This window comes from Actinomadura sp. NTSP31 (assembly GCF_041951385.1).
Taxonomy (GTDB): Bacteria; Actinomycetota; Actinomycetes; order Streptosporangiales; family Streptosporangiaceae; genus Spirillospora; species Spirillospora napierensis.
The window spans coordinates 49540-64311 of record NZ_JBGNUT010000038.1; the positions used below are offsets into that span (position 1 = coordinate 49540).

Here is a 14772-nt window from a genome sequence, read left to right on the forward strand (position 1 = left end):
CGCGCCGTCTCCTCAGAGGGCGACGAAGGTCAGGCCGCGCTGCTTGAGTGCGGGGATGACGGTGCGCAGGGCCGCGACGGTCTGGGAGCGGTCGCCGCCGCCGTCGTGGCACAGCAGGATGTCGCCCGGCTTGGCCCTCTCCAGGTCCGCGGTGATGTGCGGGACGCCCGGACGGGCCCAGTCGCGGGGGTCGACGCCCCAGTCGACGCAGATCATCCCGAGCGCGGTGGCGGTCTCGACGACCTGCTGCGACCAGGCGCCTCCCGGGGAGCGGAAGAACCGCGGGGCGGCCGAGGCGGCCTGCGCGATCCGGTCGTGGGCCTCGGCGATCTCCTGCCGGATGCGCTGGGCGGGCAGCTTCGGCAGGTTGATCGGGTGGGTGAGGGTGTGGTCGGCGATCTGGTGCCCGGCCGCGACGATCCGCTGGACGAGCCGGGTGTTCTCCGGCACCTGCTCGCCGATCATGTTGAAGGTCGCGTGCACGTCGAACTCGGCGAGCACGTCCAGGACCTTGGGCGTCCAGTACGGGTGCGGCCCGTCGTCGATGGTCAGCGCGACCGCGTTCGGCGGCGCGGCCGGGGCCAGTTCGTGCAGGGAGTGGATCGGGTTGGTGGCGGCTCTCATGGTCCGCGCCGGCGCGAATCCGGGGTCCGGCGGCGGTGGCGGCGTCCGGCGGGCCGCCGCGTGGGCCGGCTGGTGCCGTCCGGAATGCCGCAGCTCGGGGACCGCACCGGCCGCCACGCCCGCAGCGGCGGCGGCCATCATGGTGAGAACGTGACGGCGGTCCATTCGGGTGTCCTTTGTCGTGGGGGGCATTGACAAGTGAGATGGTCCGTCAAGCCTTCGAGTTGGCGCTCCTCTTCTCGGTTACCGGTCGGCTGACGGCCGTCAGCCGACCGTCTTCTTGTAGAGGCGGGTCGCCAGCGGGACGAAGGCGACGAGGAGGACGGCGATCCAGAGCAGCGACGCCAGGACGGCGTGCTGGATGGGCCAGACGTCCGAGGTCTTCAGCGCCGGACTGGTGTTGCCGAACAGCTCGCGTGCCGCCTGGGTGAAGGTGGAGACGGGGTTCCACTCGGCGACGACGCGCAGCGGCGCGGGCAGCCTGGAGCTGTCGAGGAAGGCGTTGGAGACGAACACCAGCGGGAACGAGACCATGGTCGCGATGTTGTTGAAGCTCTCCGGCGTGCGCAGGGCCAGCGCGACGGTCGCGGTGACCCAGGAGAACGCGTAGGCGAACAGCATCAGCAGCCCGAACCCGAGCACCGCCTCCAGCGGCGAGGTGTGCACCCGCCAGCCGACGGCCAGCCCGACCGCCGCCATGACGACCAGGCCGGCGAGGTTCATCAGCAGGTCGCTGACGGTCTGCCCGATCAGCACCGCGGACGGGGCCATGGGCAGCGAGCGGAACCGGTCGAAGATGCCCTTCTGCAGGTCGAGGGTGAGCGTGTAGCCGGTGATCTGCGCGCTCATGATCACCGCCTGGACGAAGATGCCGGGCAGCAGGAACTCCCGGTACGACATCCCCGGAACGTGGATGGCGCTGCCGAAGACGTAGGCGAACAGCAGCACGAGCACGATCGGGAGCATGATCACGCCGCCGAGCATGTCCGGCGACCGCCTGATCTTCAGGGCGTTGCGCTTGGCGATGGTCCAGCCGTCGATGACCGGCATGGTGACCGCGTTCATCCGATGGCCTCCCGCGTCTGCTCGTCGGTACCGGACGCCTGGTGCCCGGTCAGGGTGAGGTAAACGTCGTCGAGGGTGGGGCGCCGCAGTCCCGCGTCCCGGACCCGGACGCCCTCCTCGGCGAGCCGGCCGAGGACCCGGCGGAGCGCCTCGGCGCCGTCGGTGACCGGAACGGTGATCCGCAGCGACTCCGGGACGGTCCGCATGGGGCCGACGGCGACCCAGGCGAGCGCCTCCCGGGCGGTCTCCAGCTCGGCGGCGCCGGTCACGGTCACCTCGATGCGGTTGCCGCCGACCCGGTCCTTGAGCTCGTCGGCGGTGCCGCGGGCGATGGCGCGGCCGTGGTCGACCACCAGGACCTGGTCGGCGAGATGGTCGGCCTCGTCCATGTACTGGGTGGTCAGCAGCAGCGTGCTGCCGCCCGCGACGAGTTCGGCGATGGTGTCCCACAGCGCGGCGCGGGCGCGGGGGTCCAGACCGGTGCTGGGCTCGTCCAGGAACAGGACGGGCGGGTCGGCGACCAGGGCGCCGGCGAGGTCGATGCGGCGGCGCATGCCGCCGGAGTAGCCCTTCACCGGGCGGTCGGCGGCGCCGGTGAGGTCGAAGCGTTCGAGCAGCTCGCGGGCGCGGGCCCTGCTGCGCTTGGCGCCCAGGTGGTACAGCCGTCCGACCATCTCGAGGTTCTCGGCGCCGGTGAGGTGCTCGTCGACGGCGGCGTACTGGCCGGACAGCCCGATGTGGGAGCGCAGGCGCCGGGCGTCGCGGACGACGTCGCATCCGGCGACGGTGGCGCGGCCCGCGTCGGGGCGCAGCAGCGTGGCCAGGATCCGCACCGTGGTGGTCTTGCCCGCGCCGTTCGGGCCGAGGAGGGCGAGCACGGTGCCCTGCGGGACGGTGAAGCTCAGCCCGTCCAGCGCGGTCGCCTCGCCGTATCTCTTGACCAGCCCTTCGGCTGTGATCGCGTCGCTCATGGGGGCTCCTTCTGGTGGAGGGCCGGTCAGGCCCGGTGGACGTCGATGTCGCCCCAGTTGGTCTGCGCGTGCACCTCGACGACCGCGTCGCTGGTCTCGGGGCCTTCGGCGGCGGCCAGGGCGTTGCGCACCACGCCGTTCTTGGAGTTCAGGTCCAGCCAGGCGGCGGTGCCCTCGGCGATGCCGAGGTCGACCTTTCCGTGGCCGCCCTCGATGCGGACGGTGCCGCTGATCGCCGCACCGATCCGGATCCGGCCGTGCGCGGTCCTGGCGGTGAGGCCGGCGGGCACGCGGTCGACGGTGATGTCACCGATGCCCGTCTTCAGCTGGAGGTCGCCGGTCGCCTCGCCGAGCGTGATCCCGCCGGTGGAGTTCTTCACCGTGCCGGGGCCGTCGATGGCGCCGATCCGGACCGTCCCGGTGGAGGCGGTCACCTCGGCGGGCCCGGTCACCCGGTCCACGGTGATGTCGCCGATGGACGCCTTGGCCTCCAGCGGGCCGGTCTCCTCCAGCCGGACGTCGCCGCTCAGGCTGCGCAGGACGGTCTCGCCGAGCCTGCCGGTGGCGACGAAGTCCGCGGCGACCCTCGCGTCGACGCGGGACCCGGCGGGCAGGGCGACGGTCACGTCGATGGCGCCGCGCCAGGAGCGCAGGTGCGCGAGCCCCTTGGGCTTGGGGCCCTTGACGAGCAGCCGCCCGGCGGAGAACTCCACGATCGTCCGCTCGGCGGCCTGCACGCTCGCCTCGAGGGACGGGTCGCTCGGCCGCACCTCGACCACGGTGTCGGTGCGGTCGCCGGCGTGGACGCGGACCTGGCCGATGTAGACGTCGATGTCGGCGGTGATCGGTTCGGGGGTGTCGAATTCGGGCATGGCGGAGCCTTCCTCACGGGTCCGGAGCGAAATCCCGGCCTGGGCGGCCGGGCGATGAGCGGTAGGGCGGGGCGGTCGCTAGCGCACCCAGCCGGTGTAGCTGCGCCCGGTCGGGGACGGCTGCGGCCGGTCGGCGGGACGGCTCGCTGCACCGGGCTCGAAGGCGGCGGAGATGGCGCGGACCAGCCAGGCGTTCACCGAGACGCCCTGCCGGCCGGCGGCGGCCTCCACGCGCAGCTTGAGGTGCTCGGGGAGCCGCAGGGTCATCCGCGCGGTGCCGCCCTCCTCGCCGGGCGACGGCGCGGTGGTAGGCGGCGCGCCGGACGGCGCGGTCTCCGCCGGCTCCGCGGCGGTGCTCGCGGAGGACGGCTGCGCCGGCGTCACCACGAACGCCGGGTCGCCGCCGCGGAGCCGCACGTCGACCGAGCCCGGCGCGAGGTCGCTGGTGATCTCGTCCGCCGCGGCCGACAGCGCCTCCAGCAGCGTGAGCCGCAGGGCCGACTCCAGCGGGCCCGTCAGGCGCTCGGCCAGCGCGCGCGCCTCCGGCCCGCCCGCCTCGGCGGCGACGGCGAGTTCGCGGCGCAGGTTCTCGACGTACGGCATCAGGTCCATGCCACAACTATGACGCCATGGCGACGTCACGTCAAGTGCTATATGACGTCACTGACATCTGAGCGACGTCAACGCGACGGCACAGCGGCGTCAGATGTCGACCTGCGAGCCCATGACGACGGTGCGCGTCGCGGGCAGGCCGAAGTACTCGGCGGGGTTGGCGGCGTTGCGGGCCAGGGCCAGGAACAGCCGTTTGCGCCATTGCGGCATGCCGTCCGGATGCGTGGACCGCAGCGTCACCCGGGACAGGAAGTAGGACGCGCGGTCGGGGTCGAAGCGCAGTTCGGCCTCCGGAAGGAGGGCGGCGCGGCGCAGGGCCTTCGGAAGGTCCTGGCGGTCCTGGAACCCGTGCCGCACGGTGACGTGCAGGATGCCGTCGTCGCGGTAGCCGAGGTCGTCGATGGCGAGCTGCTCGGCGGCGGGGACGTAGGGGACGTTCTCCGAGATCATCGAGACGATCACGACGTGCTCGTGGACGACGTGGTTGTGCTCGTAGTTGGCGCGCAGCGCCAGCGGGGTCGTCATCTTGGTCGGATGGGGGAACACCGCGGTGCCGGGGACCCGCTGGACACCCTCCCGGTGCAGCTTCTCGATGAACTCCGGCAGCGGCCCCTCCTTGGCCGTCCGGCGGTCGGTGACGATCTCGCGCCCGCGCTCCCACGTCTTCATGATCGTGAAGACCGCGACCCCGATCAGCAGCGGCAGCCAGCCGCCGTGCGCGACCTTGGTGAGGTTCGCCGCGAAGTAGGCGGCCTCCGCGCCGCCGAGCACGACCCCGGCCGCCGCCAGCTTCCAGGCCGCCCACCGCCACGCCACCCGCGCGACCACCAGGAACAGCGCGGTGGTGATCAGGAAGGTGCCGGTGACGGCCAGGCCGTAGGCGGTCGCCAGGCGTCCGGAGGAGCGGAAGCCCAGCATCAGGACCAGCACCCCGGCGAACAGGATCCAGTTGACGGCCGGCAGGTAGACCTGGCCGGCCTCGCGCGACGAGGTGTGCCGGATGCGCAGGTACGGCAGGAACCCCAGCCGGACCGCCTGCCGCGACACCGAGAACGCACCGGAGATGACGGCCTGGGAGGCGATCACCGTGGCGGCGGTGGCCAGCACCACCATCGGCAGCCGCGCCCAGTGCGGGAACAGCAGGAAGAACGGGCTCTCGATGTTGTCCGGGTCGTCCAGGATCAGCGCTCCCTGACCGAGGTAGTTCAACGTCAGCGCGGGGAACACCACCGCGAACCAGGCCCGCCGGATCGGTGCCTTGCCGAAGTGGCCCATGTCGGCGTACAGGGCCTCGGCGCCGGTGATCACCAGGACCACCGCGCCCAGCGCGACGAAGGCGGTGAACGGGCGGTCCACCAGGAACGCGCCGGCATAGGACGGCGACAGCGCCCGGACGATGCCGGGCCGCTGGATCACCTCGGCCAGGCCCGCCGCCGCCAGGGCCGCGAACCACACCACCATGACGGGCCCGAACAGGCTCCCGACGCGGTGCGTGCCCCAGCGCTGCACCACGAACAGCACCGCCAGGATCGTCGCCGCGACCGGCACCACCACGTGCGACAGGCCCGGCGTGCTCACCTTCAGGCCCTCGACCGCCGACATCACCGAGATCGCCGGGGTGATCACGCTGTCGCCGTAGAACAGCGAGGCGCCGAACACCCCGAGGGCCATCGCCACCGCCGCCCGGCCCCGCACGTCCCCCAGCACCCGGCGCACCAGGGCGGCGAGCGCCATCACCCCGCCCTCGCCGTCGTTGTCGGCCCGCAGGATGAACGTCACGTACTTCACCGACACGATCAGCGTGATCGTCCAGAACACCAGGGAGATCACGCCGTAGACGTCACCGCTGGTCGGGCGCACTTCGCCGTGGTCGATCGAGAACACGGTCTGCAACGAGTACAGCGGGCTGGTGCCGATGTCCCCGTAGACCACGCCCAGCGCGGCGAGCGTCAACGCCGCGCGCCGGCGCCGCCCGGCGGCCGGTCTCCCTTGATCGGTCATGAAGCAAGGTCTACCGAATGACCAGCACATTCATGCCGATCAGGAACGTGCGGACGTTCAGCGGGGTTCGTCCAGCCCGCTGAGGATCTCGCGCAGCTTGCGCTCCTCCGCGGCGGTGAGCGTCCGGACGAACCGGCTCAGCACTCCGCCCGGGTCGCTGGCATGGCGCAGATGGTCGCGCATGCGGCAGGCCACGAGCTCCGACTCGTCCACCGCGAGCCGGTACCGGTAATGGCGCCCCGCACGCACACGGGTGACGAGCTTCTTCTCGTACAGCCGGAAAAGCACCGTGTTCACCGTCGTGTAGGCGAGATCGGCGTCCAGCTGCGGCAGCAACTCCGCGGTGCCGGCCTCCCCGCCCCGCCTCGCGAGCGCCGCCAGGACCTCCGCCTCCAACTGCCCGAGCGCCTTGCGCGACACGTCACTCACTCCTCGGTTACTACAAGCGTACTAATAACCCAGATCACCGAGGGGGAGGCGTCCGTTACCCGACCGGACGGCACCGACGATCGCTAGCCTGCCGGGATGGCGGACATATCTGCAGATCTCGCACTGCCCACCGCCCTGGCCGAGGTCGCCGCGATCGGCTTCGAGTGGGAGTGGGACGAGGAGACCGACGAAGGCCGCGGCTGCGACTTCGAGTTGTACGAGCACTTCGAGAAGCCCGACCGGACGGCGTGGTGGTTCCGCCTGTGGACGGGCAACCAGGAGGCCGACGGGAGCGAGTTCCGCTTCTTCGGCACGACCGGCGCGGGCGACTACACCGGGTTCTGGCTGGTCCGGCCCGGTGCGCCGGTCACGGACCAGCCCGTCGTCCACATCGGCTCCGAGGGCGAGCGCGGCGTGCTCGCCCGCGATCTCGGCGACCTGCTCTGGCTCTTCGCCGCCGGCCTGGGCCCCGCCGAGGCCATGGACGACCCCGCCTCCACCGCCGAACCGAACGACGCCTTCCGCGTGATCGCCGAACGCCACGCCCCCGGCCGCGCCCGTCCCCCCGCCCAGATCGTGAACGACGCGCGGACCGAGTTCCCGCACTTCTCCGACCTCATCGACGCCATGTGCCGCTGACCGGCGCGCAGGGGGCTACGGAAGGGACCCCAGCCACCCGCTGACGAGCGCCGACACCTCCGGATGTCAGGCGGCTATGACGGCGGTGGTGGTCCGGCCGCCGTCCACGTCGAGGGTGATGCCGTGGACGAACGCGGCCTCCTCATCAGCTTCTTCTCCACCGGAGGCTCCCTCAGCCCGGCTTGCGCGCCAGGACGAGGCGGTAGCGGGGGGCGCCGTCCTTGCGGGGCCCCAGGCCGGTCAAGGGGGGCGTCGTCACGGTGAATCCTGCCGCCGTCAGGTCGTCGCGCATCGCCTGCAGCGGGCAGGTGCGGTAGTACATGACGAAGGGCGGACGCCATACCGCGTTCCGCACCCGCATCGCCGCGTCGAAGCCGAGCAGCGCCCAGTACCAGAACGAGGTGACGGGCGGCGGGCCGCCGATGGGGAACGCGAACAGCCCGCCGGGACGCAGCGCGCGGTGCACCCCGGCGAACAGCGCGGGCCGCTCGGCGGGGAGGAAGTGCCCGAGGGCGCCGAAGGTGACCGCCAGGTCGAACCCGTCCGTGAAGGGCAGCGATCGGACGTCGGCCTGGACCCACTCGGCATCGGGGTGGGACGCGCGGGCCTGCGCGAGCATGCCGGCGCTGAAGTCGACGCCCGTGGTCCGCTCCCGGCACAGCGGTTCGAGGACGCGCATGCCCGCGCCGGTGCCGCAGCACACGTCCAGCCCGGAGCCGAACGGCCCGAGCGGGCGCAGCGCGTCGGCGGTCGCGTCGAGCAGGACGTCGGACGTCCGGAACGGCGTGCGGTCGAACTTGGGGGCGAGCAGGTCGTAGCCGTGCTCGACCGACGACAGCGCCTGGACCGCCAGTTCGCGCAGGGATGGGCCTTGAGGCGAGAACACCGGCCAAGGGTACTTGCGGCGGCGGGTCACCCGGCGGCGGTGGCGGCGAGGGAGCCGAGCAGGCCGAGGGCCTCGCTGCTGGCCGAGGCGGGTTCGGCGTGGTAGACGACGAGCTCCTGGCCTGGGCTGGAGCGGACGTCGAAGGTCTGCATGGACAGCGTCAGCGGCCCGACCTCGCGGTGGTGGAAGCGCTTGCTCTCCAGCGCCTTGCCGCGCGCGTCGTGCCGGGCCCACAGCTCGGCGAACTCCGGGCTCTGCTCGAGCAGCTCGGTGAGCACCCGCCGGATGCGCGGGTCGTCGGGCGAGGCGCCGTAGCCGAGCCGGAAGCCGGCCACGGAGTTGCGCGCGACCTCGTGCCAGTCGCGGTAGAAGGTGCGGGCGGCGGGCTCGGTGAACACCACGTGCATCAGGTTGCGCGAGTGCGACCAGTCGTGGAAGAGCGCGTCGGCGATCGCGTTGGAGGCGAGGACGTCGTAGGCGCGGTTGTAGACGATCGCCGGGTTGTTCGGCCAGGCGGACATGAGCTGCAGGAGGTTCGGGTCGACGTGGTCGGTCGCGGCGGCGGCGCGGGCGCGGGGGCTGAGGCCGGCCAGGCGGAACAGGTGCAGCCGGCCGTCCTCGGGCAGCCGCAGCGCGGCGGCGAGCGCGTCGACGACCTGCCCGGACGGGGTCCGTTCGCGGCCCTGCTCCAGCCGGACGTAGTAGTCGACGCTGACGCCGGCCAGCGACGCCACTTCCTCGCGCCGCAGGCCGGGGACCCTGCGCTGCCCGATGCTGGGGACGCCGGCCTGCTCCGGCGTGACCTGGGCCCGCCGGGCCTTCAGGTAAAGGCCGAGCTCAGAGGAGGACATACCGCCATCGTAGGTCGCGATCCGGGCGGGCTGGGTGGGTGCGTTACTCCCAGGGTGAACCGCGCCCTTCTGCCCGCCGGCGGGCCCGGTCAGGGTTGAAAGCGTGCCGACCGGCACGTGCATCGACCAAGAAGGAACCCATGACCATCACGCACGACCACACCGCTCTTCCGGCCTCGTGGGACCTGACCGGACGGGTCGCCGTCGTCACCGGAGCCGCCCGCGGCATCGGCCGCGCGACGGCCCTCCTGCTGCGCGAACGGGGCGCCCGGCTGGTCGTCACCGACCGCTCCGAGGCCGTCGAGGAGCTCGCCGCGGACGATCCCGGTGGCGTCGCGGCGCTGGTCGGGGACGTCGCCGACGAGGAGCTCGCCCGGGCGACCATGCGGCTGGCGACCGGCCGGTTCGGGCGGCTCGACATCCTCGTCAACAACGCGGGCCGCACCCTCAACAAGCCGATCACCGAGACGTCCGTCGCCGACTTCGAGGGCATCCTGCGTGTCAACGCGCGCGGCAACTTCGTCCAGGCGCGGGAGGCGTTCGGCGTCATGGCGGACGGGGGCGGCGGGGCGATCGTCTCGGTCGCCTCGGTGTCCTCGGTCGTCGCCTTCGAGACGCAGACGGCCTATGCCGCGTCCAAGGGCGCGCTGGCCCAGATGACGCGGGTGCTCGCCATCGAGGGCGGCCCCAAGGGCATCCGCTCCAACGCGGTGCTGCCCGGCGTGATCGACACCGACATCATGGAGGGCGTGGTCGACAACGGCCGCGAGATGCTCGCCTCTTTCGGCCCGGCCCACCCGATCGGCCGGATCGGGCGCCCTCAGGAGGTCGCCGAGGCCATCGCCTTCCTCGTGTCCGACGCCTCCGCGTTCGTCACGGGCGCGCTCGTCGCCGTCGACGGCGGCTGGACGGCCCAGTGAGCTAGCTCGGGCTGAGGGCGGTGGCCTGGAGCAGGCGCACCGATTCGGGGTGCCGGGCGGAGTCGAGGTCGCGGGAGGGAAGCTCCTCGACGATCCGGCCGTCGTGCAGCACGATGATCCGGTCGGCGACGCGGCGGGCCACCCGCAGGTCGTGGGTGACCAGGACGACCGTGAGCCCGTGGTCGCGGCGCAGCGCGTCCAGCAGGCGCAGGATGTGCTCCTGCGTGAGGACGTCCAGGCCGCTGGTGGGTTCGTCGGCGAGCAGGACGCGGGGCTCCTGGGCGAGCGCGCGGGCGATGGCGACGCGCTGGCATTCGCCGCCCGAGAGCGTGGCGGGACGCCGGTCGGCCATGGCCGGGTCGAGGCCGACGCGGCGCAGCAGCCCGTCGTCGTAGGGGCCCGCTTCCGCGATGACCTGGCGGACGGTGCGGCGCGGGTCGAAGGACGCGAGCGGGTCCTGGAAGATCAGCCCGGTGCGGCGCCGGACGGCGCGCCGCTCGCGGTCGCGCAGCGCCCACACGTCCCGGCCGCCTCGCAGGACGGTGCCCTGAGCCGGGCGGTCGAGGGCGGCGAGAGCCCCGATGAGCGTGGACTTCCCGGAACCGCTGCGCCCGACGATCGCCACGGCCTCGCCCGGCCGGATGCGCAGGTCGACGCCGTCCAGCGCCAGGGTTCTGCGCCTGCGGGAGCCGAGGACCCGCCGCACCTTCTGGAGAGCGAGCCCTTCGGCGGACTCCGCCTTCGCGGAAGGCGCCTCCGGCGGACGGGGCGTCTCCCGCACGGCCGCGACGAGCTCGCGGGCCAGTTCGCTGCCGGGCTCGGACAGGATCCGACGAGCGGGGCCCTGCTCGACGATGCGGCCGTCCCGCATGATCGCGATGTCGTCGGCCCAGCGGGCGGCGGCGCTCAGGTCGTGGGTGATGAGCAGCGTGGCCCGGCCCGCCGCCTGCGCCCTGACCAGGTCCATCACGGTGGCCTGGGTGACCGGGTCGAGGGCGGTGGTGACCTCGTCGGCGATGAGGACGGGCGGCTCGTGCACGGTCGCGAGCGCGAGCGCGACGCGCTGCGCCTGGCCCCCGGACAGCTCGAACGGGCGGGCCCGGCCGAGCGCGGGGTCGAGGTCGAAGCGCGCCAGCGCTGCGTGCGGGTCCCCGGTCCGGTGCGCCCTGACGGTCTCGGTGAGGTGCCGCCGGACGGTGACGGTCGGGTTCAGCGAGGCCAGGGCGTCCTGGAAGGCGTATCCGACGTCCCGCCCGCGCACCGGGGGACGGCCGTCCACCAGGACCGTGCCGCCGTGGGGGCGCAGGCCGGCGATGGCGCGCGCGGTGAGGGTCTTGCCGCTGCCGCTCGGCCCGACCAGCGCCAGGATCCGCCCGGCGGGCACGGCGAGGTCGACGCCGTGCACGACACGGCGGCCGGGGACGTCGACGGTGAGGCCCGTGACGACGAGGCCCGGACCGCTCACCACGCCCTTCCTTCGGACGGGCCGGAGATCGCAGCGGCGACGGCGTTGACCGCGATGATCGTCGCGACCACCGCGGCGGCCGGGACCGCGACGGTGTACCACTCGCCGGTGAGCAGGTGCGACTGCGCCTCGGTGAGCAGGTTGCCCCAGCTCGGCCGGTTCGGCGGGACGCCGAGGCCGAGGAAGCTGAGCGTGGACTCGGTGAGGATCGCGTGCCCGACCTCGAACGCGGCGATGGACGCGACCGGCGGCACCGCGCCCGGCAGCAGGTGCCGCCGCATGACCTGCCGGCGCGACAGGCCGAGCGCGTAGGCGGCGCGGATGTGGAGGCGCTCGCGGCGGCTGCGCAGCTCGGCGCGGACGATCAGGGCGACCGGCATCCAGCTCGTCAGCGCGATGGCCGCGACGACGAGGCCGAGCGACGGCCCGGCCACGGCGGCGAGCGCGAGCACGACGACCAGCAGCGGCAGCGCCAGCAGGACGTCGGCGGTGCGGGCGATCAGGCCGTCGAGCCAGCGCGGCGCGACGGCGGCCAGCCCGCCGGCCAGCATGCCCAGCCCGACGGTGATCGCCGCGGCGGTGACCCCGACCAGCAGGGACGTGCGGGCGCCGTAGATCATCCGGGTCCACAGGTCGCGGCCGAGCAGGTCGGTGCCGAGCGGATGGCCGGGCGAGCCGGGCGGCAGCGAGGTCGCCGAGGTGTCGGTGGCGACCGGGTCGAGCGAGGTGAACAGCGGCGCCAGGACGGCGAGCACCGCGAACGCGGCCAGCACCGCGACGGCCGCGGCGAGCGCGGGCCGCCGGGGCCGCAGCCGGACGGCGAGCAGCCCGCGCGGCCGGAGCGGTGCGGCCGGAGGTTCAGTGGGCATGGGCACCGCCCGGCCGGGCGCGGGCGCGCGGGTCCAGCGCCGCGACGGCGAGTTCCGCGACCAGGTTGGCCGCGATGACGATCAGGCCGGTGACCAGGACGATCGCGATGAGCAGCGGGTGGTCCTGGGCGCGGGCCGCGGTGATGGCCGCCCGGCCCATGCCGGGCCAGGAGAAGATCACCTCGGTGGTGTAGACGCCGGCGATCAGCGTCCCGACACCGACGCCGAGCCGGGCGGTGAACGGCACCAGCCCGGGCCGCATCAGGTGCCGGGCGACCACCGTGCGGCGGGGCAGCCCGCGGACCCGGGCGTTCTGCACGTGCGGCGCGTCCCGGAGCCGTCCGACGCCGTTCTCCACCAGCCGCACGTAGACGCTGAAGTGGTGGCCGAACGCCAGCGCGCACGCCGGCAGCACCAGATGGGCGAGCAGCCCGTACGCGGTGACGGGCTCGCCGGGGCGGCTGACGCCTCCCGACGGCATCAGGTGGGTCGCCGCCGCGAACGCGTACAGCAGCAGCAACGCGACGACGAATCCGGGCATGCCGCCCATCACGAACAGCAGGAGGTCGATGCCGCGGCGCAGCCACGCCCGCCGGGTGAGGGCCGCGACCAGCCCGACGGCCAGCGCGGCGGCGAAGCTGAGCAGCACCGCGGCGGCCGTGAGCAGCAGCGTCCACGGCACGGTGTCGCCGAGCGTCTCGGTGACGGGGCGGCCCGACATGTAGGAGGTGCCGAGGTCGCCGCGGACAGCGTGCGACGCCCATCGCCAGTACCGGACGGGCGGCGGGTCGTCGAGCCCCATCTCGCCGCGCAGCTCGGCGACGGCCGCCGGGGACGCCGGGCGCCCGCCCGACCGGGCCTCCAGCACCGACGCGGCCGGGTCGCCGGGCGCGGCGTCCAGCAGCCCGAAGCACACCACCGACAGGGCGACGACGACCAGCGCCGCCGTCGCCATCCGGCGCACCACACGCAGCGCCATCTAGTTGTAGCGCCAGGTCTCGGCGTTCCAGAAGAACCCGTAGCCGTGGTGGCCGAGCGTGCGCTGCGCGGGGCCGGTCAGGTTCTTCGGGACGGCGTTGATGGTCTTGAGGTAGGAGATCCACACGAACGGCGGGTCGTCCTGCAGCGCCTGCTGGAACGCGGTGTAGGCGGCCTTGCGCTTGGCCGGGTCGAGGGTGGAGCGGCCGTCCTCCAGCGCCTTGTCGGCGGCGGGGTTGCTGTAGGAGCCGTAGTTGGAGCCGCCCTTGGCGAGGGCCTGGGACGAGGCGAACGGCCCGTACACCGAGGAGTCCGGGTCGTAGGGCGTGCCCCAGCCGACCACCATGCCCTGCAGGTCGCCCCAGTGCTTGCGCACCCAGTCGCGCGGGCGCGGGCGCGGGTCGACGTCGAAGCCCTGCTGCTTGAGCTGGGTGGCGGACACGTTGAGGATGGCGACGCGCAGCGAGTCCTCGGCGAAGGTGGTCAGCTCGAACTTCACCGTCCTGCCGTTCCTGGCCCACATGCCCTGGGCGTTCTTGGCGTAGCCCGCCGCCTTCATCAGGGAGGCGGCCTTGGCGGGGTCGAAGGCGAACCCGGGCGCAGCGGCATAGGGACTGGCGTCCAGCGGGCCCTTCGCCGGGGAGCCGTAGCCGAGGACGACGCTCCTGGTGATGGCGTCGCGGTCGACGGCGTAGTTCATCGCGACCCGGATCCGGCGGTCGGCGAACACCGGCTCCTTCATGTTGAACATGAGCGCCCGGTAGTCGGCGGTCGGGTAGACCTCCAGCCGGTGCCCGCCGGCCTTGCCCGCCTGCTGCGGCGCCAGGTTCGCGGCGTCGACCTCGCCGTTGCGCAGCTGGATCAGCCGCGCCGAGTCGTCCGGGACGTACTTGACCACGATCTTCTTCAGGCCCGGCTTGCCCTCGTAGTAGCCGTCGAACGCGGTCAGCTCGGCGTACTGGCCGTGCTTGTAGGTCTTGAGGGCGAACGGGCCGGTGCCCACGGGGTGTTGCCCGAATCCGGGGTCGGTGAGCTTCTTCCCTTGCAGCAGGTGCTTCGGCAACATGCCCATCGACACCGCGTCCAGCATCGGCGCGAACGGCTCGTCCAGGGTGAGGCGGACGGTGGCCGGGTCGGGCGTCTCGACCGACGTCACCATGGTGAAGTTGCGCGACAGCGGGGACCCCGCCCCCGCGTCCCGGACGGTCTCGATGGTGAACTTGACGTCGCCGGAGGTGAACGGCTTCCCGTCCTGCCAGGTGACGCCGGGCCGCAGCGCGAAGGTGTAGGTCTTCCCGTCCGGCGCGACGGTCCACGACTCCGCCAGTGCCGGGACGACCCTGTTGTCCTTGTCGTGCCGGGTCAGCCCGCGGAACACCAGCTCGGTGACCGGGTCGGTGTGCTCGTCCTGGAGCCCGGGGTTGAACGTCTCCGGCTCGTCACCGATCGCGTAGGTGAGCGAGCCGTCCCTGCTTCCCGGGGCGGACGCGTCCCCCTGCCCGCACGCGGACGCGAGCGACGCCGCCACCGCAACGGCCAATACCGCCAGAACCGGACGTTTCAGCATGCCCGGCATTATTGCAAACTCTA

General features: G+C 73.1%; 15 protein-coding genes. 2 read left to right on the forward strand and 13 right to left on the reverse strand.

Annotation, left to right across the window (positions count from 1 at the left end):
* Window positions 1–12 precede the first annotated feature (12 nt).
* From ACA514_RS42015 to ACA514_RS42045, 7 genes are all read right to left on the reverse strand, one after another.
* On the reverse strand, window positions 13–789 hold the full coding sequence (locus ACA514_RS42015) for a polysaccharide deacetylase family protein (RefSeq protein WP_375047053.1): 777 nt from the start codon (window positions 787–789) through the stop codon (window positions 13–15).
* Window positions 790–888: 99 nt separating this feature from the next.
* Window positions 889–1689 carry an ABC transporter permease gene (locus ACA514_RS42020; protein ID WP_375047054.1) on the reverse strand — a complete coding sequence of 267 codons (801 nt, stop codon included), beginning with the start codon at window positions 1687–1689 and terminating at the stop codon, window positions 889–891.
* Entirely contained in the window at window positions 1686–2660 is a 975-nt protein-coding gene (locus ACA514_RS42025; protein WP_375047055.1) for an ATP-binding cassette domain-containing protein, read from the reverse strand. Before ACA514_RS42025 ends, ACA514_RS42020 begins: the two co-directional genes overlap by 4 nt.
* Window positions 2661–2686: 26 nt before the next feature.
* On the reverse strand, window positions 2687–3532 hold the full coding sequence (locus ACA514_RS42030; protein WP_375047056.1) for a DUF4097 domain-containing protein: 846 nt from the start codon (window positions 3530–3532) through the stop codon (window positions 2687–2689).
* A 78-nt stretch (window positions 3533–3610) separates the two neighbouring features.
* Complete coding sequence (locus ACA514_RS42035) at window positions 3611–4144, reverse strand: toxin-antitoxin system HicB family antitoxin (RefSeq protein ID WP_375047057.1); 534 nt, start codon at window positions 4142–4144, stop codon at window positions 3611–3613.
* A gap of 90 nt (window positions 4145–4234) precedes the next feature.
* Window positions 4235–6145 carry a potassium transporter Kup gene (locus ACA514_RS42040; protein WP_375047058.1) on the reverse strand — a complete coding sequence of 637 codons (1911 nt, stop codon included), beginning with the start codon at window positions 6143–6145 and terminating at the stop codon, window positions 4235–4237.
* A 57-nt stretch (window positions 6146–6202) separates the two neighbouring features.
* On the reverse strand, window positions 6203–6574 hold the full coding sequence (locus ACA514_RS42045) for a BlaI/MecI/CopY family transcriptional regulator (RefSeq protein WP_375047059.1): 372 nt from the start codon (window positions 6572–6574) through the stop codon (window positions 6203–6205).
* Window positions 6575–6670: 96 nt separating this feature from the next.
* Between ACA514_RS42045 and ACA514_RS42050 the strand changes: the two genes are divergently transcribed.
* Window positions 6671–7213, forward strand: a complete 543-nt coding sequence (locus ACA514_RS42050) for an SMI1/KNR4 family protein (RefSeq protein ID WP_375047060.1) — start codon at window positions 6671–6673, stop codon at window positions 7211–7213.
* Window positions 7214–7385: 172 nt separating this feature from the next.
* Here ACA514_RS42050 and ACA514_RS42055 read toward each other — a convergent pair whose 3' ends face one another.
* Entirely contained in the window at window positions 7386–8099 is a 714-nt protein-coding gene (locus ACA514_RS42055) for a class I SAM-dependent methyltransferase (protein ID WP_375047061.1), read from the reverse strand.
* A 26-nt stretch (window positions 8100–8125) separates the two neighbouring features.
* Complete coding sequence (locus ACA514_RS42060; protein ID WP_375047062.1) at window positions 8126–8950, reverse strand: helix-turn-helix transcriptional regulator; 825 nt, start codon at window positions 8948–8950, stop codon at window positions 8126–8128.
* Window positions 8951–9090: 140 nt separating this feature from the next.
* Between ACA514_RS42060 and ACA514_RS42065 the strand changes: the two genes are divergently transcribed.
* A complete protein-coding gene (locus ACA514_RS42065; RefSeq protein WP_375047063.1) occupies window positions 9091–9870 on the forward strand; it encodes an SDR family NAD(P)-dependent oxidoreductase in 780 nt (259 codons plus the stop codon).
* Window position 9871: 1 nt separating this feature from the next.
* Here the strand turns inward: ACA514_RS42065 and ACA514_RS42070 are convergent, their stop codons facing one another.
* From ACA514_RS42070 to ACA514_RS42085, 4 genes are read right to left on the reverse strand one after another with little or no spacing between them, the layout of a single operon-like run.
* A complete protein-coding gene (locus ACA514_RS42070) occupies window positions 9872–11335 on the reverse strand; it encodes an ABC transporter ATP-binding protein (protein WP_375047064.1) in 1464 nt (487 codons plus the stop codon).
* Window positions 11332–12204, reverse strand: a complete 873-nt coding sequence (locus ACA514_RS42075) for an ABC transporter permease (protein WP_375047065.1) — start codon at window positions 12202–12204, stop codon at window positions 11332–11334. The genes ACA514_RS42070 and ACA514_RS42075 overlap by 4 nt, the downstream gene beginning before the upstream one ends.
* Window positions 12194–13183 carry an ABC transporter permease gene (locus ACA514_RS42080; protein ID WP_375047066.1) on the reverse strand — a complete coding sequence of 330 codons (990 nt, stop codon included), beginning with the start codon at window positions 13181–13183 and terminating at the stop codon, window positions 12194–12196. Before ACA514_RS42080 ends, ACA514_RS42075 begins: the two co-directional genes overlap by 11 nt.
* Window positions 13184–14749 (reverse strand): ABC transporter substrate-binding protein, encoded by a 1566-nt coding sequence (locus ACA514_RS42085; protein WP_375047067.1) that lies wholly within the window; start codon window positions 14747–14749, stop codon window positions 13184–13186.
* Between the last annotated feature and the right edge of the window lie 23 nt (window positions 14750–14772).